The organism is Cupriavidus sp. 10L43_2, from assembly GCF_056395265.1.
Map to the genome: position 1 here is coordinate 59,201 of NZ_JBFTJE010000009.1, position 24,956 is coordinate 84,156.

The 24,956-nt window shown below is 68.0% G+C and carries 13 protein-coding genes; 8 read left to right on the top strand and 5 right to left on the bottom strand.

The annotated features are described in order from the left end of the window. Position 1 precedes the first annotated feature (1 nt). On the bottom strand, positions 2-3,517 hold the full coding sequence (gene smc / locus AC1DEL_RS14940) for a chromosome segregation protein SMC (RefSeq protein WP_477159105.1): 3,516 nt from the start codon (positions 3,515-3,517) through the stop codon (positions 2-4). Positions 3,518-3,968: 451 nt separating this feature from the next. Here smc and AC1DEL_RS14945 point away from each other — a divergent pair, with 451 nt between their 5' ends. The 8 genes from AC1DEL_RS14945 (at position 3,969) to AC1DEL_RS14980 (ending at position 11,649) form a co-directional block, all read left to right on the top strand. Continuing rightward, positions 3,969-4,808: a ferritin-like domain-containing protein gene (locus AC1DEL_RS14945; protein ID WP_092297588.1), complete on the top strand. Its 840-nt coding sequence runs from the start codon at positions 3,969-3,971 to the stop codon at positions 4,806-4,808. 75 nt (positions 4,809-4,883) lie between these two features. Then, a complete protein-coding gene (gene dapC / locus AC1DEL_RS14950) occupies positions 4,884-6,089 on the top strand; it encodes a succinyldiaminopimelate transaminase (RefSeq protein WP_477105726.1) in 1,206 nt (401 codons plus the stop codon). A 68-nt stretch (positions 6,090-6,157) separates the two neighbouring features. Further along, on the top strand, positions 6,158-6,985 hold the full coding sequence (gene dapD, locus AC1DEL_RS14955; protein WP_092297582.1) for a 2,3,4,5-tetrahydropyridine-2,6-dicarboxylate N-succinyltransferase: 828 nt from the start codon (positions 6,158-6,160) through the stop codon (positions 6,983-6,985). Positions 6,986-7,078: 93 nt separating this feature from the next. Beyond that, positions 7,079-7,438, top strand: coding sequence for a hypothetical protein (locus tag AC1DEL_RS14960; protein WP_255370906.1), 360 nt, complete (start codon positions 7,079-7,081; stop codon positions 7,436-7,438). 5 nt (positions 7,439-7,443) lie between these two features. Further along, on the top strand, positions 7,444-7,791 hold the full coding sequence (locus AC1DEL_RS14965; RefSeq protein WP_092297576.1) for an arsenate reductase: 348 nt from the start codon (positions 7,444-7,446) through the stop codon (positions 7,789-7,791). Between the two features lie 22 nt (positions 7,792-7,813). Next, positions 7,814-8,965, top strand: a complete 1,152-nt coding sequence (gene dapE / locus AC1DEL_RS14970) for a succinyl-diaminopimelate desuccinylase (RefSeq protein ID WP_441590794.1) — start codon at positions 7,814-7,816, stop codon at positions 8,963-8,965. A gap of 60 nt (positions 8,966-9,025) precedes the next feature. Further along, positions 9,026-9,916 (top strand): 50S ribosomal protein L3 N(5)-glutamine methyltransferase, encoded by an 891-nt coding sequence (gene prmB, locus AC1DEL_RS14975; protein WP_477126371.1) that lies wholly within the window; start codon positions 9,026-9,028, stop codon positions 9,914-9,916. A gap of 281 nt (positions 9,917-10,197) precedes the next feature. Continuing rightward, positions 10,198-11,649, top strand: a complete 1,452-nt coding sequence (locus AC1DEL_RS14980) for a Fic family protein (RefSeq protein WP_477126370.1) — start codon at positions 10,198-10,200, stop codon at positions 11,647-11,649. A 70-nt stretch (positions 11,650-11,719) separates the two neighbouring features. On the opposite strand, the gene AC1DEL_RS14985 is transcribed toward AC1DEL_RS14980, so the two are convergent. The 4 genes from AC1DEL_RS14985 to AC1DEL_RS15000 form a co-directional block, all read right to left on the bottom strand. Further along, the gene (locus AC1DEL_RS14985; RefSeq protein ID WP_255370904.1) at positions 11,720-12,223 is read right to left on the bottom strand and encodes an RcnB family protein; all 504 of its coding nucleotides are present in this window, start codon (positions 12,221-12,223) and stop codon (positions 11,720-11,722) included. Between the two features lie 240 nt (positions 12,224-12,463). Further along, positions 12,464-13,219, bottom strand: a complete 756-nt coding sequence (locus tag AC1DEL_RS14990; protein WP_477126369.1) for a sulfite exporter TauE/SafE family protein — start codon at positions 13,217-13,219, stop codon at positions 12,464-12,466. Positions 13,220-13,309: 90 nt separating this feature from the next. Further along, positions 13,310-23,980, bottom strand: a complete 10,671-nt coding sequence (locus AC1DEL_RS14995) for an LWXIA domain-containing protein (protein WP_477159106.1) — start codon at positions 23,978-23,980, stop codon at positions 13,310-13,312. Positions 23,981-24,121: 141 nt separating this feature from the next. Next, the gene (locus tag AC1DEL_RS15000; RefSeq protein ID WP_092297559.1) at positions 24,122-24,925 is read right to left on the bottom strand and encodes a putative hydro-lyase; all 804 of its coding nucleotides are present in this window, start codon (positions 24,923-24,925) and stop codon (positions 24,122-24,124) included. Positions 24,926-24,956 lie beyond the last annotated feature (31 nt).

Here is a 24,956-nt window from a genome sequence, read left to right on the forward strand (position 1 = left end):
CTCAAGCGGCCTCCGCCATAGACACTGCTGCATCCATATCCACCGCCACGATCCGCGACACGCCTTGCTCCTGCATGGTCACGCCGATCAGCTGGTGGGCCATCTCCATCGCTATCTTGTTGTGAGAAATAAACACGAACTGGGTCTTGTCGGACATGTGCGCCACCATGTTGGCGTAGCGCTCGGTATTGGCATCGTCGAGCGGCGCGTCCACCTCGTCCAGCAGGCAGAACGGCGCCGGGTTGAGCTGGAACATCGCGAACACCAGCGCAATCGCGGTCAGCGCCTTCTCGCCGCCGGACAGCAGGTGAATCGTCGAGTTCTTCTTGCCCGGGGGCTGGGCCATCACCTGCACGCCSGCRTCGAGGATTTCCTCGCCGGTCATGATCAGGCGCGCCTGGCCGCCACCGAACAGCTGCGGGAACAGCTCGCCGAAGTGATGGTTGACCTGGTCGAACGTGCCTTGCAGCAGCGCGCGCGTCTCCTGGTCGATCTTCGCAATGGCGTCCTCGAGCGTGTTGATGGCGTCGTTCAGGTCGGCCGACTGGGCATCGAGGAAGGTCTTGCGCTCGCGCGCGGCGGACAGTTCATCGAGCGCGGCCATGTTGACCGGGCCCAGCGCGTTGATCGCGTTGTTGATACGCGTGACCTCGCCTTGCAGGTAGGACGGCTTCAGGTCGCCGGTCAGCTTCTCGGCCAGCGCCACCTCGTCGACCTGCGCGGTCGTCAGTTGCTCGGTGAACTGCTCCTGGTTCAGGCGCGCAGCCTGCTCCTTGAGCTGCAACTCGGTGATGCGGTCGCGCAGCGGCTGCAGGCTGCGCTCGGCGGCCAGGCGCTGTTCGTCGAACTGGCGGAGCTGTGCGGACAGCGCATCCAGCTCGATGCGCGCCGCCGACAGCTTCTCTTCCTTCTCGGCGCGCACTTCCAGCGCCTCTTGCAGGCCGGTGTGGGCGGTCTGCTCGTTGATCGTCTCAAGCTCGACGCGTGCGTTTTCCAGCGATTCGGCGATCCGCTCGGACTGGTCCGCCGCCATCTGGATGTTGCGGCGCAGTTCGTCGATGCGGCCGGACAGATTGCGCTCGCCGAACACCGCCTCCTGCGCAGCCCGTTCGAAATCGCGCAACTGCTGGCGCGCGCCGGTCAGCTTGCCGTCCAGCGCCTCGAAGGCCATCTGGTGGTCTTCGTGAGCCGCCTGCATCTCGGCCAGCTGGGTGTCGTGCTGCTCGAAGSTCGCCTCGGAYTCSGCRCGCACGGCGCGYTGYTCCTCGATCTGSGCSYCGATCTCSGMCAGTTCCTCGCGGATCTGGCCGCTMCGSGCSGAGAATCGCTCCATCGCCTGCGACAGCTTGAGCACGTCCATCTGCAACGTGTGCACGCGCCGCGTGGCCTGCTCGGCACGGGTGCGGGCCTCGGCCAGCGCCTGACTGGCCTGGGTGTAGGCCGACTCCGCGCGCACGGCCTGGGTCTTGGCCTCGTCGGACAGCAGCATCTGCGCGCGCGCCTGCTTCTGCAGGTTTTCGATTTCCTGCTCGCGGGCCAGCATGCCGGCCTGCTCCGAATCGGCAGCGTAGATCTGGATCGCGTTGCGGCCCACCAGGTGACCTTCGGCGACGACAAACTGCGCGCCCTCGGGCAGCGTGCCGCGCCCGGCCAGCGCCTGTGCCATGTCGGTGGCGGTGTAGATGTCGGCCAGCCAGTCCTGCATGACCGCGCGGATGCCCGGCTCGGTGATCTGCACCAGCGACATCAGCGGACGCAGCCCGGCCGGCGCGTCCACGGGCCGCGCGGCGGACGGCGGCGAGTAGAAGGCCAGCTTGGCGGGCGGGGCATCGGACAGGAAGGCCTTGACCCAGTCCAGGTTGGACACTTCCAGTGCGGCCAACTTCTCGCGCAGCACGGATTCGAGCGCGTTTTCCCAGCCCGGCTCGATATGAACCTTCTTCCACAGGCGCGGCAGCTCGGCCAGACCATGGCGCTCCAGCCACGGCTGGACCTTGCCTTCGGTCTGCACGTTTTCCTGCAGCTGGCGCAGCGCGGAGAGGCGGGCTTCCAGCGCGGCGATGGCGGCGGCCTCGCTCTGCACGCGCTCCTGCGCGCTGCGGCGCTCGCCGTCCAGGCGCGGCACGCGGTCCTCGCTGTCCATCAGCAAGGCCTGGGCTTCCTCGAGCATCGCTTCCTGCTCGGCCAGTTCGCCGCGTTGTTCTTCCAGACGGGTCTCGTCGGGGCGGTCGAGCCCCTTGTCTTCCAGTGACAGGCGTTCCTTGCGCTGCTCCAGCTGCTGGAGCATCTGGTCGGCACTGCGCTGCTGGGCGGCCTCGAGCTTCAGCGTCTGCTCGGCCTGCATGATGCCGGCGCGCTGCTCGTTCAGCAGTTGCTGGGCATCGCGCCACTGGCCTTCCAGCGTCGGCAGTTCGTCGGACTTCTGCGCCACGGCGTCCTGCGCCTCGATGGTGCGGGCCTCGGACAGGGCGAGGTTTTCCTCGGCCTGCGCCAGTTCCTCGGTGGCCTGCTCCGCCTTGCCCTGCCATTGCTCGCGCTGGGTGGTCAGCGCGGCGATCTGCGCCTGCACGCGATTGCGCGACTCCACCACATAGCGGATCTCGGCTTCGAGCTTGCTGACCTCGGAATTGGCTTCGTACAGCGCGCCCTGTGCGGCGTGCATGCCGTCCGACGCGGCGTAGTGCGCCGCGCGCATCGTCTCCAGCTCGGCTTCCACATGGCGTAGCTGGGCGGTCTGGGCTTCCAGGTCGATCTGGGCCTGCTCGATGGCGCGCGCATGGCGCTCCTGCTCGGCCTGGGCCTCGCGCTTGCGCAGCAGCCACAGCAGTTGCTGCTTTTCCTCGCCGTCGGCATGCAGCGTCTTGAAGCGCTGGGCCACCTCGGCCTGGCCTTCCAGCTTGTCGAGGTTGGCGCCGAGTTCGCGCAGGATGTCTTCCACGCGGGTCAGGTTCTCGCGCGTGTCGCCCAGGCGGTTTTCGGTCTCGCGGCGGCGTTCCTTGTACTTGGAGACGCCCGCGGCCTCTTCCAGGAAAATCCGCATGTCATCGGGCTTGGCCTCGATGATCCGCGAGATCATGCCCTGCCCGATGATGGCGTAGGCGCGCGGCCCGAGGCCGGTGCCCAGGAAGATGTCCTGGATGTCGCGCCGGCGCACCGGCTGGTTGTTGATGTAGTACGAGGAGGTGCCGTCGCGGGTCAGCACGCGCTTGACGGCCACTTCGGCGTATTGGCTCCACTGGCCGGCGGCGCGGCCTTCGGCGTTGTCGAACACCAGTTCCACGCTGGCGCGCCCGGCCTGCTTGCGCGCGGTGGAACCGTTGAAGATGACGTCCTGCATGGATTCGCCACGCAGTTCGGACGCGCGTGACTCACCCAGCACCCAACGCACGGCGTCGATGATGTTGGATTTGCCGCAGCCGTTGGGACCGACGATGCCGACCAGTTGGCCGGGCACTTGAAAATTGGTGGGATCGACGAAGGACTTGAAGCCCGCCAGCTTGATCGAGGACAGTCGCACGGTTGTCGTGTGGTTTGGGCGTTACGAATGTTGGAAAAGCCGGGCTGCCCCGGAGGCGCTCGACGCGACGTGACGTCTACGTCTCATGCGACCCGTTGGGGCCCGATTAGATTGGCGGTAATCATACCATCGCGCACCGTTCGTCCGGCCGCTTTATCGCCCGATGGGCGGCGTTTCGGACCTCCCATTCCCCGCCCGGAAAATCCTTGCTTTTCCACGAGTTGCGTCTATTCATGCAAGCGGTTTCGAGGTGGCTGCTGCGTGACCGCAACACCGCGATGCGACGCCCACGCGGCAAATCCAAAAGAAACTTCCTAGGGTTAGTGCTAGTCTCTTGGAATGCTGGCGTGACCCCGGAGCCCCTCCGGCGCGAAGCGCCCTCCCCGCCGCTCGACCGTCATCCGGCCGTCACACGCCGCCTGCAGGTCGCGATTTGCCTGGAGATCTGTGCATGACCGTAAGCCAAGCGACCCCGGAACGGGACGACCTGCCCTGGTCCGTGTCCGACATCGACTACGCGTCCATCGACGTGGAAAAGGTGCGCGACAACCGTACGCTGTTCTACCTGCTCGTCGCCGCATCGTTTATCGAAAGCGGCTCCGACACCTACGCAGGCAACCTCGCCACCTACTACGCCCATGTGCCCGAGGCCGCCACGTGGCTCGCCCGGCACTGGGAATCCGAGGAGCTGCAGCACGGCTTCGCGCTGCGCCGCTACGTGGAGCATGTCTGGCCGGAGTTCGACTGGCCGCGCGGCTACCAGCGCTTCTTCGACGAATACAGCAAGACCTGCTCGATCGACAATTTCGAGCGGTCGCACGCGCTGGAGATGGCGGCGCGCTGCGTGGTCGAGACCGGCACGGCCACCTACTACCGCGCGCTGGAGCAGGCCAGCGACGAGCCGGTGCTGCGCGACCTGACGCGCCGCATCGCCAACGACGAGGTACGCCACTACAAGCATTTCTTCCGCTATTTCAATGCCTTGAACGGGCAGGAGCGGATTGGGCGCGCCCGGGTGCTGGGCGCGCTGGCGCGGCGTTTGCTCGAAATCAAGAACGAGGATGCCGAGATCGCGCTGCGCAACGTACTGCGGGTGGAGCGCAATCAGGAAGACGTGCCGGAGCGCGACGTGCGCGCGCTGAACTCCCAGTGCAGCGCCGTGGTGCGCCGGAACCTGCCGCTCGAGATGACGGTGAAGATGCTGTTGCGTCCGCTGCACCTGAACGCGGCGCTGGAGCGGTTCATCCGCCGGCCGCTGGTGGCCACGGTGTCGCGAGTGATGCTTTATTAAGCGAAGCCGGCACGCGGGGCGTCGGCGGCATTCCTTTATAATGCCGGGTTTCAACCGCCCCGCCTGCCTGCCACCGTGAATCCGCGCCTCGACCTGCTCCAGACCTATCCCTTCGAGAAACTGCGCGTGCTGGTGGCGGACGTCAAACCCGCCGACAAGCCAGCCATCAGCTTCGGCATTGGCGAGCCCAAGCATCCGACCCCCGAATTCATCAAGCAGGCGATGACCGCGTCGCTGGCCGGACTGGCCAGCTACCCGAGCACCGCCGGCACCGACGCACTGCGCCAAGGCATCGCCGGCTGGCTGGAACGCCGCTACGGCCTGCCGAAAGTGGACGCCGCCACGGAAGTCCTGCCCGTGACCGGCTCGCGCGAGGCGCTGTTCGCCTTCGCCCAGACCGTGGTGGACGCCAGCCGCCCCAACCCGCTGGTGCTGTGCCCGAACCCGTTCTACCAGATCTACGAAGGCGCCACGCTGCTGGCTGGCGCCAAGCCGGTATTCGCCAACAGCGACCCGGCACGCAACTTTGCGCCCGCGTTCGACCAGATCGGCGCCGAGACCTGGCAAGACGTCCAGTTGCTGTACGTCTGCTCGCCGGGCAATCCCACCGGGGCCGTGATGTCGCTGGCGGACTGGAAGCAACTGTTCGAATTGTCCGATCGCCACGGCTTCGTGATCGCCTCGGATGAATGCTATTCCGAGATCTATTTCGACGAAGCCAACCCGCCGCTTGGCGCGCTGGAAGCCGCCCACAAGCTGGGCCGCGGCTTCGAGCGGCTGGTGATGTTCTCGAGCCTCTCCAAGCGCTCGAACGTGCCGGGCCTGCGTTCGGGCTTCGTGGCCGGCGACCCGGCAATTCTCAAGAAATTCCTGCTATACCGTACCTACCACGGCGCGGCCATGAACCCTGCCGTGCAGGCCGCCAGCGTGGCCGCGTGGAACGACGAGGCCCATGTGCGCGAGAACCGCGCGGCGTACGTGAAGAAGTTCAGCGCCGTGACGCCGATGCTGGCCGAAGTGCTCGATGTGACACTTCCCGATGCCGCCTTCTATCTCTGGGCCGATGTCTCGCGCACCGGGTTGTCCGATACCGACTTCGCCGTGCGCCTGCTGGCCGAGCAGAACGTGGCCGTGCTGCCCGGCAGCTACCTCGCGCGCGACGCCCATGGCGCGAACCCGGGCAAGAACCGCGTGCGAATGGCCCTGGTGGCCACGCCGGACGAATGCGTGGAAGGCGCGCGCCGGATCGTCGAATTTTGCAAGTCGCTGGGCGGGCACTGATCCCGCTCCGGCGGACCAACGCTTTTGCCTGAACAATTACCTGAACAATCACCACTAAAGAAACGACCATGACGCAAGCACTGCAAGCCCTGATCGACCAGGCCTGGGAAGACCGCGCCAGCCTGTCGCCCAAGTCCGCCCCGAACGACATCCGCGAGGCGGTGGCCAACGTGATCTCCCAGCTCGACGCCGGCGCCCTGCGCGTGGCCGAAAAGCAAGGCAAGGAATGGGTCGTCAACCAGTGGATCAAGAAGGCCGTGCTGCTCTCGTTCCGCCTGGAAGACAACGCGCCGATGGCCGCTGGCGGCTTCGCACAGTTCTACGACAAAGTGCCGACCAAGTTCGCCAACTGGACCGGCGACGATTTCGCCCGCGCCGGTTTCCGCGTGGTGCCGCCCGCCGTGGCCCGCCGTGGTTCGTTCATCGCCAAGAACGCCGTGCTGATGCCGTCGTACGTGAACATTGGCGCCTATGTGGATGAAGGCACGATGGTCGATACCTGGGCCACCGTGGGTTCGTGCGCGCAGATCGGCAAGAACGTCCACCTGTCGGGCGGCGTGGGCATCGGCGGCGTGCTGGAGCCGCTGCAGGCCAACCCGGTGATCATCGAGGACAACTGCTTCATCGGCGCGCGCTCGGAAGTGGTGGAAGGCGTGATCGTGGAAGAGAACTCGGTGATCTCGATGGGCGTGTACCTGGGCCAGTCGACCAAGATCTATGACCGCGAAACCGGCGAGATCCACTATGGCCGCGTCCCGGCCGGTTCGGTCGTGGTGGCCGGCAACCTGCCGTCCAAGGATGGCAAGTACAGCCTGTACTGCGCCGTGATCGTGAAGAAGGTGGACGCGCAAACCCGCGCCAAGACCAGCCTGAACGACCTGCTGCGCGGCGACTGATCCGCACAAGCCGCCGCAGCGCCGCCGGCCATCCTCGTCGAGGATGGCCGGCGGCGAACCGATTCGCCCATGCCCTCCCTCCGCAAGCGACTCATGGCCCTAGACCCCGCCACTGTCAGCACCGTGCTCTCCCTGCTCCCTACCATCCTCGACCAGGCCAACAAGACCATCGAGAAGATCAAGAAGGGCCGCCGCAAGGACGAGCCGGACATCGGCGGCACGCTGGAGCCGCGCGACCCCGCCGCCCGCATCGCCGAACTGGAAATGGCGGCCATGCAGCAGGCCGAGGCCGTGAAGCTGCTGGCCGAGCAGCACGCCATCACCATCGAGGCGCTGCGCAAGGAAGCCGCCCGGCTGGACCGCCGCCTGCGGCTGATGACCGCCGTGGCCATGACCGGCGTGGCGCTGGGCCTGGGCGGGCTGGTCATCGCCCTCAACCTGCTGTTCCGATAATCACCATGACTGTCCTGCTCTACGGCATTCCGAACTGCGACACCGTCAAGAAGGCACGCACCTGGCTCGACACGAACGGCGTGCCGTATACGTTCCACGACTTCAAGAAGCAAGGCGTGGACGAAACGCTGCTGCGCGCCTGGCTCAAGCACGTGCCGCTGGCCACGCTGCTGAACAAGAAGGGCACCACCTACCGCGCGCTGTCCGACGCGGACAAGGCCAGTGCCGAGTCCGAAACCGGCGCCATCGCGCTGATGCAAACCAGTCCGTCCCTGATCAAGCGGCCCGTGCTGGACCGCAACGGCCAGGTCAGCGTGGGTTTTTCCGCCGACGGCTACGCCGCACTTTTCTGAATTTTCCTGCCGCCACCGCAACATGAACCCCACCCTCGCCCTGACCGAAGACCTGATCCGCCGCCGCTCCGTCACGCCCGCTGACGAAGGCTGCCAGGCCGTGCTGGAATCCCGCCTGAAGGCCCTCGGCTTCGTGTGCGAAAACCTCGTCAGCGGCCCCGACGACTTCCGCGTGACGAACCTGTGGGCGGTGAAGCGCGGCACGGCGGGCACGGCGGGCAAGCTGCTGGCCTTCGCCGGCCATACCGACGTGGTGCCCACCGGCCCGGTGGACCAGTGGCAATCGGACCCGTTCCAGCCCACCCACCGCGACGGCAAGCTCTACGGCCGGGGCGCGGCGGACATGAAGACCTCCATCGCCGGCTTCGTGGTCGCCGTGGAGGAATTCGTGGCCAAGCACCCGGCCCACGCCGGCTCCATCGCCTTCCTGATCACCAGCGACGAGGAAGGCCCGGCGCACGACGGCACCGTGAAGGTGGTGGAGGCCCTCAAGGCGCGCGGCGAGCGGCTGGACTACTGCGTGATCGGCGAGCCGACTTCGGTGGACACCCTCGGCGACATGGTCAAGAACGGCCGGCGCGGCTCGCTGTCCGGCAAGCTGACGGTCAAGGGCGTGCAGGGGCATATCGCCTATCCGCACCTGGCCCGCAACCCGATCCACCTGGCCGCACCGGCGCTGACCACGCTGGTCGCCGAGACCTGGGACCAGGGCAACGAGTACTTCCCGCCCACCACGTGGCAGATGTCGAACATCCATGGCGGTACGGGCGCGACCAACGTGATTCCGGGCCACGTGACCATCGACTTCAATTTCCGCTTCTCGACGGCCAGCACGCCGGACGGCCTGAAGGCCCGCGTGCATGCCATCCTCGACCAGCACGGCCTTGAGTACACGCTTGACTGGACGCTGGGCGGCGAACCGTTCCTGACCCCGCGCGGCGACCTGTCCGACGCGTTGAGCGCCGCCATCGCGGCCGAGATGGGCGTCAAGACCGAGCTGTCGACGACTGGCGGCACCTCCGATGGGCGTTTCATCGCCAAGATCTGCCCGCAGGTGATCGAGTTCGGCCCGCCTAACGCGAGCATCCACAAGATCGACGAGCATGTGGAAGTGCGCTTCATCGAGCCGCTAAAGAATGTCTACCGCGGCGTGCTGGAACGGCTGATCGCCTGACCGGCAGCGACGACGGGGGCCCTGGCGGCCCCTTTTCTTATCCTTATTGTGGTGTCTCCCATGGCCTCTTCCCCCCTGCAAACCGTCCGCGACCTGCTGCGCCTGGCGGTCTCGCGCTTCACCGCCGCCAAGCTGTCCTTCGGCCACGGCAGCGCCAATGCCTACGATGAAGCGGCCTACCTGGTGCTGCATACGCTGAACCTGCCGCTCGACACGCTCGACCCGTTCCTGGACGCGCGCCTGCTGCCCGAAGAGGTGCAAGCCGTGCTCGACGTGATCGAGCGCCGCGTGACCGAGCGCGTGCCGGCCGCCTACATCACGCACGAGGCGTTCATGCACGGCCTGCGCTTCTACGTGGACTCCCGCGTGATCGTGCCGCGCAGCTTCATCGGCGAATTGCTCCAGGAAGGCCTGGAGCCGTGGCTGGGCGAGACGGACGGGATTACCACCGCGCTGGAACTCTGCACCGGGTCGGGCTGCCTGCCGATCATCGCCGCGCACGTCTGGCCGAACGCCCGGATCGACGCCGTGGACATCTCCCCCGATGCCCTGGCCGTGGCGCGCCGCAACGTGGCCGACTACAAGATGGGCGAGCGCATCGCGCTGTATGAAGGGGATCTGTACGCGCCGCTGCCGTCGGGCGCCACCTACGATGTCATCCTGACCAATCCGCCGTACGTCAACGAGCAGTCGATGCGCGAACTGCCGCCGGAGTACCTGGCCGAACCGCGCATCGCGCTGGCCGGGGGCGACGATGGCATGGACATCGTGCGTCGGATCATCTCCGGCGCGAAGAAGCGGCTCAATCCGGGTGGCGTGCTGGTGGTGGAGATCGGCAACGAGCAGACCAACGTCGAGACGGCCTTCCCCAACCTGGACATCATCTGGCTGCCGGTCAGCGCTGGCGACGAACAGGTGTTTTTGGTGACTTACGACGCACTTCCTGACTGAAATCCCGCGCCGCCCTAAAATTTAGTGCGGAAAATCGGCCGAAATATAAATTCGGTTCGTTCAGCGCGAATTTGGTGGGCGGCGGGGCCGCGAAACGACGGTTTTTCTACGTTTTTCCCGGTCTCCCTAAAAAAAAGTAGACAACCTGGCCTCCAAATATAAAATTTGTGCGTTTAGCGCGAATTTTGTTGGGTCTTATTGATCACATTGGAGGGAATGGCGTGCATCACATGCGGCAGGTTGGCTATGCGTGGGTTCGGAACCACCTCACGTCACCCTTGGTGCCCGTGACCCGCGAGGCACGCTCGGGCGCCACGACGCGCATCCTGGAGATGCCCGACGCCATCCTGTTCCCGCGCAAGGTGGCGCCGTCCGATGACGCCCCACTCCTCGCCCATACGCTCTTCGCCATCAAGCACGAGGGCGTGAACCTCGCCATCCTGTCCCAGGCGCTGCCCCAGGTGCCGCAGGCGGAAATGCAGGCCGAACTGGACCTGCACCCCACCAGCCGCTTCGGGCGTATCGCGGCCATGCTGTGGGAGCACTTCACCGGCCAGACGCTCACGCCCACCCTCTCCGACAAGGTTCCCTACGTCAATCTGTTCGACCCGGTGCGCTACTACACCGCCGCGCCGGGCAAGCTCCATCCGCGCTGGCGCGTGCGCTTCAACGGGCTGGGCGAGTTGGACTACTGCGTCACCGTGCGCCGCACCGAGACCATCCAATCGATTCTCGACATGGACGTCTTCGGGCGCATGGACGCCTTTATCGCCTCAGTCGGCCCGGACATCCTGGACCGCGCGCTGCACTGGGCCTACCTGAGCGAGACCGACAGTTCGTTCGAGATCGAACGGGAGAGCGCCACGCAGGACAAGTCCGAGCGCTTCGTCCAGCTGCTGCGCCACGCGCATGAAAAGCGGCCGTTGAGCGAGGAGTACCTGACCGAACTCCAGAACGATGTCATCTCCAACCCGTTCGACCAGGCGATGCAGTACCGCACCGAGCAGAACTGGCTGCGCCGGGGCGGCAACGGGCCGGCGTCCGTCACCTACGTGCCGCCCGTGCCGGATGACGTGCCCGGCCTGATGCAGGCCCTGGAAGACTTCGCCAACGATCCGCCGGCCAACGTGGACCCGCTGATCGTGGCGAGCGTGGTGTCGTTCTGGTTCGTCTTCATCCACCCGTTCATGGACGGCAACGGGCGGCTCTCGCGCTTCCTGATCCACCACGCGCTGTGCCGCTCGGGCAAGATGGCCAAAGGCTTCCTGCTGCCGGTCTCGGTGGCCATCAAGCGGCATGAAGCCGACTACCTCGCCGCGCTGGAGAGCTTCTCCAAGCCGGTGCGCGCGCTCTGGCGGGTGCGGGTGCTGGGCGATCAACAGTTCGATTGCGAGACCAGCGCCGGGGCCACGCCCTATCGCTACTGGGATGCCACGTCGTGCGTGGAATTCGGCGTGCGCATGGTCCGGGAGGCCCTGGAGCACGACCTGGAAGCCGAAACGCGCTTCCTGATCGGCTATGACGAAGTGGCCAAGCGTGTGGATGCACAGTTCGACATCCGCAACGCGGACCTTGCCACGCTGGTTTCGAACTGCTTCCGCGAGAAAGGCCGCGTTTCCAACCGCTGGCGCAAGCAACTGGCCCTGCGCGTGCAGCCGGCCGCGTTCGACGCCATCGAGGCCGCCGTCAAGGACGTGTTCTTTTCGGACGAGTCCGATCCAGTCGCACCATGAAAAACGGGCACGCCGACGTGCCCGTTGCCCTGCTGTTTACTAATTAGTTGTTTACTCATTAGCAGACCACTCAGCCTCCCGGCCCCACCGAGTAGATCGTCCCGTTGGACGACACCTGGTAGTAATCGGCACCCACGCCGACCCAGTGATAGCCCTTGCGCGGTGCGGGCAGGTTGTAATCCTTGTACTTGTCGATGACGTACTGGCGGTCGCGGAATTCCGCCGGCAGCTTGTCACCCTTGTTCCACTTCTGCGGCGCGTAGGGCGACTGGGCACCCATCGGCTGCGAGCCGGTGCGGCCGGAACTGCTCATGGAATCGGAGGACGTCCCGCCTTGGGACATGCCCTGGCTCTTCGGTGCGGGCGCAGTGCTGCGTGGCTTGCCCTGCGAGGCAGGTGGCATTGGTGTGGCCGATGGCGGCGTCGCGCCAGCCTGGCCCGGTGCGGGCATGGGTGTCGGGCCGGATGGCTGGGTCTGGCCGGGCATCTGGCCCTGGCTCTGTTGCGCCATCGCGAATGGTGCGGCCAGCATGCCTGCCGCCACCAGGGAGGTTATTAACAACTTCGTTTTCATCGTGATCTCCTCACAGATGGAACGTCAGGCCGCCCGGGCGCGGGCAGCCCCCAAATCAGCTTAGTAGCAATTGCGGGGCCCGCATCGGCATATACCCGCCCAGCCGTCGGCGCGAGGCGGTTTTCCCGAATGATTTCAATCACTTACCGGATGGAAGATGTGGCCTGCCGCGATATGCGTTTTCTGCACGGCAACCGGTAAAAACGGCGCGGGCGTGTAGCAACTGCCACCCCAGGCCGGTCAGCGGGTGAGCAGTTGCGGCACCGAGGCCGCCAGCATGGCCACACCCGATCCCGTGAGAAGCGTCAGCACAATGCGGCGGAACATGATGTCGCTGATCCCCAGATAGACCCGCGTGCCGAGCAGCGTGGGAATCAGCATGGCCGGGGCGACGATGGCGAACATCGGCAGCATGTCCCGGGTGACGATGCCGGTACCGATGTAGACGGCCATCGTCACCATCAAGGCGCCGAGGTTGAAGTTCTGGATCACCACGCGCTGGGTGTCCTTGTCGAAGCCGCGCAGCGTGCACCAGAGCGTGGGCGCGATACCCGTGAACCCGCCGATGCCACCCAGAATGCCGCCGATTCCACCGACCACGGCGTCCGCCAGCCGCCCGCCGCGACGGATGGGCGGCAGCTTGGCCGAGAACAGCATGATCGGGCACCAGATCACGAGGATGATGCCGAGGCAGAGCTTGAACAGGTGGATATCCAGCTTCGGCAGGATCGACACCCCGATCGGGATGCCGACCGCCCCGCCGATCAGGAACGGCAGCACGGTGGCCAGATGGAACTTGCGGCGGACCGTGAACGCGGCCAGCAGTTGCCCGGTGAGCGCGCCGAACACCGACATGGCCGACGCCATGCGCGGATCCACGCCCCATGCCCAGAACGACATGGCGACCATGCCGAACGCGAACCCGGACAGGCCCTGAACGAAGCCGGCAACGGCGGCGCCGAGGGCAATGAGGATGACGACCGGATCGACGGACATGGGGGGGCGGAAGGGGCGTAACGGGGCGAAGGGAAGCGGCATTGTAACGTCGTCGCCACCCGCCACATCCCTCACGCGCCCCTCCTCACCCTAACGGGTCACGTCGAACTCCCAGCCCGGCTCGATATGCCCGGGATTCTCCGCCAGCTTGTACTTCGGATTGAGGTTGATCAACTCGCGGAGCGCGAAGTCGGCCACCTGCGTGTCCGGCGGCAGGGCCTGCTCGCGCGCCTCGGCCTTCTGTTCGTCGGAGAGCAGCGTGTCCAGATGCGCGCGCGAGATGCCCCAGAGCGTCGAGACGGCCTCGTTGCCACGCCGGTACGGCTGCACGCGCACGGTTTCCGGCGATGTGGGCCGCGTCCTTGGTGGCGTCTCCGGCCGGGTGTCCGGCGGCGTCTCGGCGGGCGGCTTCGTGCCCGAGGGGGATGGCGACGGGGACGGCGAGGCGTCCGGGGTGGGGGTTGGCGTCGAAGTCGGCGCCACAGTCGGCGCCACAGTCGGCGCCACAGTCGGCGTCCCGCCCGGGTTCGGCGCCCCGTCCTTGTCATCGTCCTTGGTCAGCTCCACCGCAATCTTGGCGACGAAATTGACGATGACGCCCGCCCCCAGCAGCACCAGCCCGCGTGGCATGGCCCGGCCGAAGACATTCCACTTGCCCTCCGCCCAGCCCTGCGCCGGCAGCAGCCCGGTCTTGGGGTCCTGCTGCAGCGCCAGCCGGTTCTTCTCGCCCACCACCGCGTTCCGGTCCACGCGCGACTGCAGGTGCGCGCCCACGCCGAACACGGTAATGCCGGCCGCCTCAATCATGCCCACCACGCCCGGCGTGTTCATGGCATCGGCCACGGCCAGCGGAATCGTGCCGAGCGCGTACCCGTTCATCACGAACTTGCGCATCTGGGCAGACAGCAGCACCGTGGGTTTGCCGCCCAGGTGATGTCCGAGCCGCGTGCCGATGTTCAGCGTGCTCAGCACCGTGTTCGATGCCAGGAACGCCACGTTGCTGTAGGTCAGCGGGTTGTCGGCCGGCAGATGGTGCTGCATGAACCAGATCGCCGTGTTGCTGTTGTTGACCGCCAGCGTGCCGATCTGCGCCGTGTCGTTGAGCCGGCCCGGCACGGTATCGGGGTTCAGCAGCTTGGTGCCGACGGTCTTGATGGTCGCCTGCGCGTCCTGAATCTGCGTGGCGCGGTCCGGGGCGTCTTTCTTCGCCCCGTGGGTGTGGGCCTCCAGCGTGTCCACGGCGGTCTTGAAGACGTCCTGGTCCTTGGCGTGGATGCCCCACGCATCGGCGGAGCGGCCGTGCAGCCGGCTGCGCAGATAGGCGATGTTGGCCGGCGTGGGGTCCGCCGCCCGCGCGTTGATCCGCAGGGTGTGCAGGGTCCGGCCCGCCGCCACGCTGCCGCGGTAGATAAAGCAGGTCGCGCTGCTGAGCACCGGGTTCACGTGCGCCGCGGACGTCGCCACGCCAGCCAGCGTGCCAAGCGCGAAGGTGCCCACCGTGGACACCGTCATCGTCTTGGCCATCTTCCACGGGCGCGGGCCATTCCCGCCGGCCGGCGGGGTCGCGGGACCATGGGTGATGGTGCGCCGCTGGGCCGCGCCGCCCTGCCCGGCAGCCTCGTTGGCGCGCGCCACCTCGCGCATGCGGGCCACGATGTCGGCATGGGCGCTGCCCTGCGTGTCATCCACCTTCAGCTCCACGCTGGTCAGGTCTGCCACCTTGACGGTGCCGTCCGGGTGGATGCTGAACTCCACGTCACCCAGATAGACGTGGCGGTCCGCCATGGTGTCCAGGATATGGTCGAGGTCGCGCAGGGACTTGCCGTTCAGCAGTTCAGTGCGCGGATCGGGCACCCCGTGCATGGCCTTGTTGCCGAACAGGTCCCGGGAGCTGGCCGCGTAGCGCTCGTAGACCACGGTGGGCCGGCCCGAGACCGTCATGTCGTCGGGGCCAAAGGTCTTCAGCGTGTTGAAGCCGAGCCCCGCCGCCGTGCGCAGCGCCTCGCGCTCGCCCTGCACCATGAAGCCGGTCATCTCGTCATTGGCGATGCCCACGGCCTTGTCGCGGCCCAGCGCGAACACGGTCTTGGCGCCGCCGCCCCCGAGCCGTGGCCCGAGATAGGTGGCCAGGTCCACCCGCTCGCGCCCGCCGCCCGGATGGCGCAGGTAGACCACCCCGCGCGCGTTCACATCGAAACGATGGTTGGCGTACGGGTCTGGCTGGGGCTGCACGCGCCGCCAGTTGCCGCCGGCCTGTGTCAGGTCGATGGCGGGCTTGCCGTCCGCGTCCGCATGGCGTTGCAGCGCGAACTCGGGGGCCAGCACCTCGGTCTGCATCACGTTCGCCACCTGCTCCGCGAAGACGCGGCCCTGCGGCAGGTGAGCGCCGTCGAGCGCGAGCACGATCGGCTGACCGGCCTGCCACTCGTCGGCCATGCGGAGCGCGAACGCGTGCGCGCCGATGGGCTGGCCATCCTCGCCACGCAGGCCGCCCTCGGGGTGGATCGCCCCGACCACCACCGTATGGTCCCCGGGCGCGTTCACGCGGTGCGGCTTGTCGCCAACCGCCACCTCGCTCCAGCGCGCCGGCGTCTGCCGCCAGCCTGCCGGCGTGGCCGCGTCGGGCACCGGCGCCACCGCAGCCGCCGCCGTCCTCCCGCCGTGGGTGACGCCCACGATGGGCAGCCCCGGCCGGGCGCCGAAGAAGCGGCCACCGTTCACCACGTGGAGGTCCGCGCCGGACATCGCCATCGTCGCGCGGTCCGCCGCCACGCCCAGCCCGGCGCCGTGCGCGAGGTCGCTGCCCGGCGAGAAGAACGCGTCGATATTGAGCGCGCCGTCCGGGCCATAGACGTTGGCGCCCAGCCCATTGGCCACTTCCTGCGCCAGCGAGACCACGCCGTCCTGCGCGTGGCAGCCGTAGAGCAGCACGGGCATGCCTTCCTCGTAGTCGGGATGCGCGCGGATGCGGTCGATGATCGTGGCGGCGTCGGCCATCCGCGACGGCCCCGTGCCGCTCGCGTTCATCTCCACGCCGCCGAACACGCCTTCGGCTCGCACCGTGAAGTAGCCCGGCACACGCGGCACGGAAATGCCGACCGCCGCACCATCGAACGTGACCTGCCCCGCCTCCTGCGCCAGATCCAGATGGGCCGGCCCGCGCGGGAACTGCGCCAGCTGGCCGAGATGGTCCACGCGCCGCCCGCCCTCGCGGCGCACCAGCGGCGCCCCGGCGCGGAAATCCTCGGGCAAGGCGATACGGATCTCGCCCCCGTAGCCCCGATTCAGCGCGAGGCTGCCGGCGCGCGTGGTGCGGCCGGTCAGCGTCACCGGAATCGTGCCGATCAGGTTGCCGTCGTGGATCCGACCCTGGAAGCCGCGTTGCGCGACCACGGCCACCTGCACCGGCTGGCCGGCCTGCACGGCCTCGTCGGCGCTGGCCAGCGCCTGCTGGAGCGAGTCATGCGAGGACTCCGGCAGGCCGCTGCGCACGGTCACCTCGCCGCCAGCCGCCGGCAGCACCACGTAGTGCACGCCGGCCAGCCGCCCGCCCGAAGCGTGCACGCCGTCGATCGTCGCCGCCATGGCGCCAGCGTCGACGGTCTCGTCGCGCAAGGACCAGCTGCCGTCGCGCACCGGCGCGGCGTCCGTGCGGCGCGTGGACACGGCGCGCGGACGCGGGCCGGCTTGTCCTTGAGGATGGCCCCCCGCCGGCGTGCGCCCGCCATGGTGGATCACCGCGTTGGCCGCCTCCGCCACCGGCGTGCGCGCCACGCCCGGGCCGCCGAACCAGGCATTCGGCGCGGCACCGGGGCCGGCAGGCAGTTCGCCCGTGGCCGCGTGGCGGTAGAGCTGGACGATGGCGGCATGCACGTCGGTCGAGAAGCCGTCCACCGTCGGCACGCGCTCGCGCGAGACGCCATCGACGGCACCCGCATCGGCAGCCGCCTGCAGCACGCGCCGCAGCTCGTCGGGCGTCTGGAACCGCTCGATCATGTTGCCGCGCCTGAGCAGCAACGCCGACAGCGCATACGCGCCCCAGTTAGACACGCTGGCCGTCACCACATGGTCCGCCGTGATCTCGGCCGCGATCTGCTTGCCGTTCCAGCCCTTCGGGATCAGGCCCTTGAGCCCGCCCATGCCCACCTCGTTGCCGCCGTCGCCAATGCCCAGCGTCTCCACGCCCTCGCGCGCGTTGGCCTGGATCAGGATCTCGTCGATGGCCGGGTTGAAATCGTCGATCTCGATCCCGCGCATATTGTTCTTGGTGCCGTCCGCCGCGCGCGACGGCAGTTCGATCGCCATCACCCGGTCCGGCCCCACGGCTTCCAGCAGCGCCCGCGCCGGGGCCTTGGCGTCGCCCACGGGTACGTCGAAAACCTTGATGTTGTCGGTCGGCTCGCCCATCTCGCGCAGGATGGCCTCCAGGATCGGCTTGTTGGCCGAATCCACCACGTAGGTCACCTGCTTGCCGCGCAGGCGCAGCGCCCGGCCCAGTTCGGCCGTGCCCGGCGGCCCGTCGGTCTCGGGCATGCCCTTGGCGACCGAGAACCCGGTCAGCAGCATGATGTTCTCGCCACTTTCCAGCGCCGCCGCCGCGCGCTGGGCCCCGTCCGGCATGTAGAACTCGCGCAGGCCCCGCCCGATATAGCTGAAGCTGACCCGATCCACCGGGTTCAGGTGGCGGCCGGCATCCACCAGCGCGCGCACGCCGGACACATCGGCGGCTTCCCCGAACGGCGACTTGAACACGCGGATGTCGTTGCGGCCACCCATGGCGTGTGCCAGCCGGGACACCGCCGAGGGTTGGCCGGAGGTGACCACCATCGTCGGCAGCGTCTTGCTGTCGGGCACCTGCATCGGGTCCAGCGGCGTGTCCAGCAGGTCCGTGGCCTGCAGCAGGCCCTTGTCGATCAGCACGTCCACGGCCTTGCGCGCCTGGAACTGCATCGGGTCGATCAGCTTCACGTGGGACATGCCGATGGCGTCGAGCTGCTGGCGCACCAGCGACTCCAGCGCCGGGTAGTGCGTGCAGCAGAACCAGACCGAGGTGGTATCGGCCGGAATGCGGTCCAGGTTGATGTAGTCGGCAATCCACTGCTTGAGCTGGGCGAGCTGCGCGCCATCGTCCAGGTGCATCAGGTTGTTGACCGCGCCGGCCCATTCCGTGGCAGGGATTTCCTCCACGGTGCGCCGGCCGCCGCTGGCCTCGCGCACGCCGTTCAGGTAGGCGTGGCCGCCCACCGTGCCGGGCGTGGCCACCACCACGGGCCGCTCGCCGCCCATCTCCACGATCTGCGGCACGGTCTGCTGGATCAGGTTCACCATCTCGAAGCCGTGCATGCGCGCCAGCACCGTGGCCAGCGCCAGGCAGGCGGTGTTGCAGGCGGCCAGGTTCACGTCGCCCATCAGCTTCTGCACGGCCTGCAGGCCGGCGTGGACCTTCTCGGCCAGATCCTCGGGCGTGCGGCCGCCGTAGGTGCCGGCCGCGTGGTCGGTCACCGCCTCCACCTGCACCGCCTTGCCGGTCAGCGCGTAGATGTGGCGGGCGAGGTTCTGGGCGGCCAGCAGGCCGCCGTTGCTCGAATCGAACGCGGTGACGACGATGACATCGTCCTCCACGCGGATGCCGGCGGCCTCGGCATCGACATCCTTCGGCAGGAAGCGGCGCTGGATGCCATCGAACAGCTTCACGAAGTCGAGCCCCTCCGGCAGGCTCTCCGCCGCCTTGCCGAGCAGCTCGTAGACGCCAAGCTGCACGGACTTGTCCATACCGCGCACGCTGGTGGCGCCCACCTCGTAGGTCACGCCGTCGCGCGCGTTGAAGCTCGCCATGGTCTCCAACATGTCGCCGATCTGCTGGATGTCCGGCATCTTGCCTTCGCCGTTGTGGTACCGCTGGAGCGCGAAACCGATGGCCTGCGCGGCCAGGTTCGAGTTCATGCCGGTGACCACGTGGTCCGCGCTCACGTCTGACCAGAGTTCGGCGTGGACGTCCTCGGGCGCCATGGCCCGGGTGATGCGCTCGCGCAGGGGGCGCATGCCAGCCTCGTTGCCGTGGTCGCCCACGGCCACCGTCAGCACGCCCTTCATGTCCCGGGCATCCACCAGAAGCTGGTCCACGCGCGGCCTGCCGGCCACGGCCTCCCCGGTCTGGAGGCGGTATTCGTTGTTCAGGTTGCGGCCGGCAACCTCCACGGCGATGACGGCCTCGGGCTGGTGCATCGCCAGCAGCGCCTTGGATTGCAGCGTGGCGGCCAAATGGTCCTTGGCGCGGAAGGTTTCCACGCGCGCGTTGGGCTGGTCGAGGTCATTGCGCAGCATCTTGCGCAGCGCCCGGCCGTGGGCGCGGTCGGTCACGTAAACCACTTCCTTGCCGAGCGAGGTCAGGTACGCGCCCAGCGAGGCCGCGCCGATCACGCCATTGGTCTCGGCATGGCCATGCGCGGTCAGCGGCGCGGTGACGATCATCACGCGGTCGAGGTCCGCCAGTGCCCGCGCGGCCAGCTCGGCGCCGTACGGCACGCCGATCTGCTCCATGCGGCCGTCGATCCAGAGCACGTTGTCGAGCGGGGAGATGGCGTTCTGGCGCAGCGCGTGCGCCGGGGCATCGGCCTCGTCCGCAGTACGCGCCGCGCGCGCCGCCTCCTCGGCCGGGCCATGCCGGATGGTGCGTCGCTGGGCGGGGGCGGCCCCTTCCGCGTCGCCCCGGCCCCGCCGCAGGGCCGGGCCGTGGAAGATGCGCCGGCGCTCGGACGCGGCGCTTTCGGATCGACGGTCTGCGGCATCGGCGCTTTCGCGCCGGCGGCTGGTCGCCTCGGACAGATAGCGCTCCTGGGCCCGCGCCAGCGCGCGATCCATCATATTGGTGATGACGCGGTCCTGCACCAGCGTGCCGCGCGCGCGGAAGGCCTGCCAGCGCGAGGCGACCTGCTGGGCGTCCGGCGACGTCGTCGCCCGGGTGGTGGCGCCTTCCGGCGTGTTGGTCGACCGTCCAGTGGATGGTGCAGCGGGGCTGGTCGGCTCTCCCGGCGTGCGCGCGCGGTTCGACGTCGAGGGACGTCCGGCCTCGCCATCGCGCGCGCCAGGGCGCTGGCCCGGCGCCGGCACATCGTCGTGCAGGCGCGGACGGCCGCCGCCCGGGTTGGCGGCATCGCGCGACGTACGCGGCGCGGTAGTCACGTCAGGATCACCGTCCCGCAGCACGTTGGCGGCCTCGCCATTGGCGGCGCGGTTCGCGGGGCTGTTGGCGGCATCGTCCAGCGGCGTACGGCCGCGCGTGCGCTGGTAAGTATCGCGCACGGACTCGCCCACCCGCTTCTGGATGGCTGCCGGCATCATCTGCGTGGCGCCCATCAGCAGCATGGCGCTGTTCTGCACCACCTCGCTGACGCTCATGTCCTTGCCGTGCTGGGCGAACGCCGTGGCCTGCTGGGCGGTCTGCACACCGCCGATGCCGAACGCGGTGCCGTTGAGCACGCGGCTGGTCGTGCCGAAGCGCGAGGCCGACTGCATCAGCGTTTGGCCCGCCATCTCCCGCACCGTGCCGCCGCCAGCCGCCACCCGCACGCCGGCATTGGCCGCCAGCGAGCCGAACTTGGCAAAGCCCATGCCGCCGATGCCGGCCACCGAGCCGCCCACGTTCAGCCATTGGGACATCGCCTCCTGGCTCTTGAACGGATTGATCGAGCGGCCATGATCGGCGATGTTGTCCAGCTCGTGCCACGAGGTGCCGATGCCGTAGCCCATGCTGCCGATCATGCCGCCCCAGGCCACCGCCACCAGCGGCGTCAGCGTGCCGCCCGACGCCACCATGACCACCCCGCCCGCCACGGCGCCGACCGCCGCCACGCCGAGGTTGACCCAGCCCATGACCTTTTCCGTGCCGGTCACGATATGGGCGTCCATCGCCTCGTAGCTGACGTGGCCATCCCTGCCGAGATCGAGGTTACGGTCGGCGATGTAGACGGTGCCCTTGTCGGCCAGGAGGTTGTTCTCCTGGAAATCGCGCTTCGGGTCGGCGCCCTCCTTGCCGTAGACGGAGCCGCTGTCGTCCACCCACATGGTGTTGCCGTCGCGGCCCTTGAACTCGAACACCGCGGTCTGGTAGGCCGCACTGCCCGGCTGGGTCACGAAGATCGGGATGGCCGAGGCCGTCGCGTCATTGCCGGCATTGGCGCGGATCTCCGCCTTGACGTCCTTGATGGTCTGGGGCGTGGCGCTGGGCATGGCCAGCTGGATCGCCTTGTCGAGCGCGGCGTCGTCGCCGACCTTGGCCTTCAGGTCCTGCTTCTGCAGGCCCATGCTGTCGAACGACTGGCGCAGGATCTCGTCCTTGTCGAGATCGAACATCTTGTTCTGCTCTTTGGCCTCGGCGCTCTCGCCGTACTTCTCGTTGCCGCGCGCGGTGGCCTTCTGGACGTAGTAGTCCGACATCGGCGGCGCGTCCTTGCTGGACTTCAGTGCCTGCTCGAAGGCGATGGAGAGCCCGGTGTAGCCCTGCGCGGCGGCGTCCTGGGCGCCGCCGTAGATGCGGCCCTGGCGGGAGCTGCCGGACTGGTTGCTCATCATCAGCAGGCTGACGTCGTTGTCGCGGTCGGTCAGCCAAGCGGCCGTGCGCTGGGCGGCGGGGCCGGAGCCCGGTTTGGCGCCTTCGGTGGTGGCGTAGTAGTTGGCGTCGGCCTTGTCCACCACGGCGGCCAGCCCGTGGTAGAAGTCGTCCCAGTCGTTGTAGCCGGCGCCGGTGCTGTCGTTGCGGGCGGTCCAGTCGTTCTTGTACTCCGAGCGGACGGTCTCCAGCAACGTGTCGGCATCCTCGGGAATCAGGTTCGGCGCGGTGTCCTGCAGGTACTGGCCCACCTTGTCGGCGTACATGTCCTGCTGGCCCTGGATCGGGCGACCCTCGTCGTCGTGCGTCTTGTTCTTGAGGTTCTTGTCCATCGCCGCGTTGATCTGCGTCTTGAACAGGTCGCTGTCGAAGCGGTCGTTGTGCACGGCCACGTACTGGGCGCGCTCGTCGGGCGACTGGGCGGCGTCCACGCCAGCCTTGCGGGTGGCCAGTGCGCCGTTGACGTCGCCGGCATCGAGCTGCCTGGCGATGCTGGTGGTCATCGTCTCCACGCGCTGCTCGGTCGATGCCTGGAGCAGCACGCGCATATGGTCCAGCGCCGGCGTGGTCGCGGTCGCCTTCTCTTCCGGCGTCTTCGCGCGGGCCTTGGCCGCGTCGGTCATCTGCTGCGCCGTGTAGAACAGGAGCTGGCCGCCGTACTGCTGCACGCCCTGGTTGTACTGCGCGGTTTTCGGGTCGCCGGCCGGGGCGTTGGGGTCGGGGCGGAGGCTGTCCGCATCGAGCGACTTGTAGAGGACGTAGCCGGCCGGGTTGTCCTTCATCATCGCCCGTTCGTCGGCGGGCAGGTCGCGCGTGAGGACCGAGTTGGGATCGTTCTTCGCATAGGGATCGAGCGTCAGGCCCTCCATGTGGGCCAGCGCCAGCGTGGTCGGGTCGGTCTTGGCCAGCCCGCGCTCGAAGTCGTTGGTGGGCACGAGGTTGGCCATCTCGCCCTTGAGCTGCCCCTTGGCATTGGCGAGGTCGATGACCTTGCCGAGGTCCGGGCTGGCGCCGTAGCGCTCCTTGACCTCGGCCACGGCCTGCTCGCGGAAGCGCTCGGGCACCTTGACGCCCTGCCCCTTGTCCAGTGCCGCGCGCTGCGCCTTGGCGTCGTTGACGGCAGTCGTATAGATCGACATGCCTTCCTGCCGCTCGTAGCGGTTCGGCGTCTTGTCGTTCTGGACCGTCTTCAGGCCCTCCTCGGAATCATGCTGGTAGCGATTGACCGCCGAGGTGTCGATTTCCTTCTGCAGGGCGGCAGTGAAGTCGTCGCTGGCCTTCTGGAGGTCCTGCTGCGCGGCGGTGTCGTTGGCGCGAGCGGTTTGCAGGTCATCGTCGAGGCCCGCCTCGGCCCGGCGAACGCCGCCGGGGATCTTGTTGTAGGCGGCCATCTCCTGCTGGAGCGTCTTGCCGGTGGCTTCGGCCTTGTCCTGCGCCAGCACCAGCTTGAAGCGGGCCGCGCCGGTGTCGCGCGCGGCCTGGTTGGGCTCGGTCTTCAGGTAGTCCTTCCTGGCGTCCTCAAGGTTGGCCTTGAGCGCCGGGTCGTCGTAGCGCTTGGTGATTTCCTTGAGCTTGGCGTCGACGGCGGCCGTCTCGTCCCGTCCGGTCTGGGCCGCGTGATTGGCCGCCACGCGCAGCTCGTTCTGCACGCCGCCGAGCACGGTGCCGTACTTCTCGCCCAGCGGTTTCCACTTGGCGTCGGTCATCGGGCCGCCGTTCAGCTTGTCGACGGTATCGTCGTAGGCGCTCTTGGCGTCTTTCTCCCAGCGGTCGGTGTGTGCCTTGGCGTCGTCCTCTTCCTGCTTGCGCTTGGTCTCGGCGGGGTCGGGCGGCGGCGCGGCAGGCTTATCCGTCTTCGGGGCACTGGCCAGCGTCAACGTGAGCGGCTCGTTGCCGGTGTAGACCGCATTGGTGACCTGCGGCGTCTGCTGGGGCTTCTCGGTCTGCTCGGTCTTGGCCGGCTGCTTGGGCGTCTCGGGCTGCTGCGGCTGCTGGGCGCGGGCGGCGGCTTCCTGCTGGGCGCGGCGCTGGGCCTGCTCCTGGGCCTCGCGCGCGGCGCGCTCCGCGGCTTCGCGGGCGCGCTCGGCGGCCTCGGCGGCGGCACGGGCGGCGGCCGCTGCGGCGGCCCGGATCGCATCCATGAAATCCAGCATGTCGCTTGTCTCCACGTGGATGCCGGCAAGCCACGCGGGGCGCGGCGGCCGGCAGGTCAGACGGTGCCGCAGATTTTGCGCGCGCGGGCACGCGCGCGACACTATGAGAACTCGTAGGGCTGACTGGTGCTACAGCCGGCGCTACAGCCGGTTGTTGTCGAGGTCGGTCACCAACATGCAGCCCGGCGCGTGCGTGATGCAGATTTCGGGGCGCGCCTCGCGGATCACGGCCTGCGGGGTGACGCCGCAGGCCCAGAACACCGGGATCTCGTGGGCGTCCAGGGGCACGGCATCGCCATAGTCGGGGGATTCGATGTCCTCAATGCCGATCAGCGACGGGTCGCCGATATGCACCGGCGCCCCGTGCACGTCCGGGTAGCGCGCGGTGATCTCGGTGGCCAGGATCGCGTCGGCGGCGGACAGCGGGCGCATGGACACCACCAGCTTGCCGGAGAGCCGCCCGGCCGGCCGGGTCTCGATATCGGTGCGGAACATCGCCACGTTGCGGCCCAGGTTGATGTGCTTGAGCGGCACGTTGGCAGCCAGCAGCGCGTGCTCGAACGAGAACGAGCAGCCGATGGCGAAGGCCACGAAGTCGTCACGCCACAGCTCCGCCACGCTGGCGGTCTCGTGGTACTCGGTGCCGTGGCGATAGACGCGGTACATCGGCACATCGGTGCGGATATCGACATCCACGCCCAGGTTGCGGAAGACCGGATCGCCCGGATCGGTCACGTCGATCACCGGGCAGGACTTGCGGTTCAACGCGCAGAACTGGAGGAAGTCATAGGCCCAGTCGCGCGTCAGGATCACGATATTGGCCTGCACGTAGCCCCGCGCCAGGCCGCTGGTGTGGCCACGGTAGCGGCCCTCGCGAATGATGCGGCGCAATGCGGCGGGGTCGTCGGGCAGGATCGAGGCGGCGTGCTGGAGAGGCTGGTTCATGGCTGCGGCGTGGGAATCGGGTGAAGTCGAA

What these genes read in the sequence shown, in the direction of transcription:
- prmB (WP_477126371.1), top strand. Translation starts at nt 9,026, where the DNA reads ATGGCCTCTTCCCCCCTGCAAACCGTCCGCGACCTGCTGCGCCTGGCG.
- AC1DEL_RS15000 (WP_092297559.1), bottom strand. Translation starts at nt 24,925, where the DNA reads ATGAACCAGCCTCTCCAGCACGCCGCCTCGATCCTGCCCGACGACCCC.
- AC1DEL_RS14945 (WP_092297588.1), top strand. Translation starts at nt 3,969, where the DNA reads ATGACCGTAAGCCAAGCGACCCCGGAACGGGACGACCTGCCCTGGTCC.
- AC1DEL_RS14965 (WP_092297576.1), top strand. Translation starts at nt 7,444, where the DNA reads ATGACTGTCCTGCTCTACGGCATTCCGAACTGCGACACCGTCAAGAAG.
- AC1DEL_RS14995 (WP_477159106.1), bottom strand. Translation starts at nt 23,980, where the DNA reads ATGCTGGATTTCATGGATGCGATCCGGGCCGCCGCAGCGGCCGCCGCC.
- AC1DEL_RS14985 (WP_255370904.1), bottom strand. Translation starts at nt 12,223, where the DNA reads ATGAAAACGAAGTTGTTAATAACCTCCCTGGTGGCGGCAGGCATGCTG.
- dapD (WP_092297582.1), top strand. Translation starts at nt 6,158, where the DNA reads ATGACGCAAGCACTGCAAGCCCTGATCGACCAGGCCTGGGAAGACCGC.
- AC1DEL_RS14990 (WP_477126369.1), bottom strand. Translation starts at nt 13,219, where the DNA reads ATGTCCGTCGATCCGGTCGTCATCCTCATTGCCCTCGGCGCCGCCGTT.
- dapE (WP_441590794.1), top strand. Translation starts at nt 7,814, where the DNA reads ATGAACCCCACCCTCGCCCTGACCGAAGACCTGATCCGCCGCCGCTCC.
- AC1DEL_RS14960 (WP_255370906.1), top strand. Translation starts at nt 7,079, where the DNA reads ATGGCCCTAGACCCCGCCACTGTCAGCACCGTGCTCTCCCTGCTCCCT.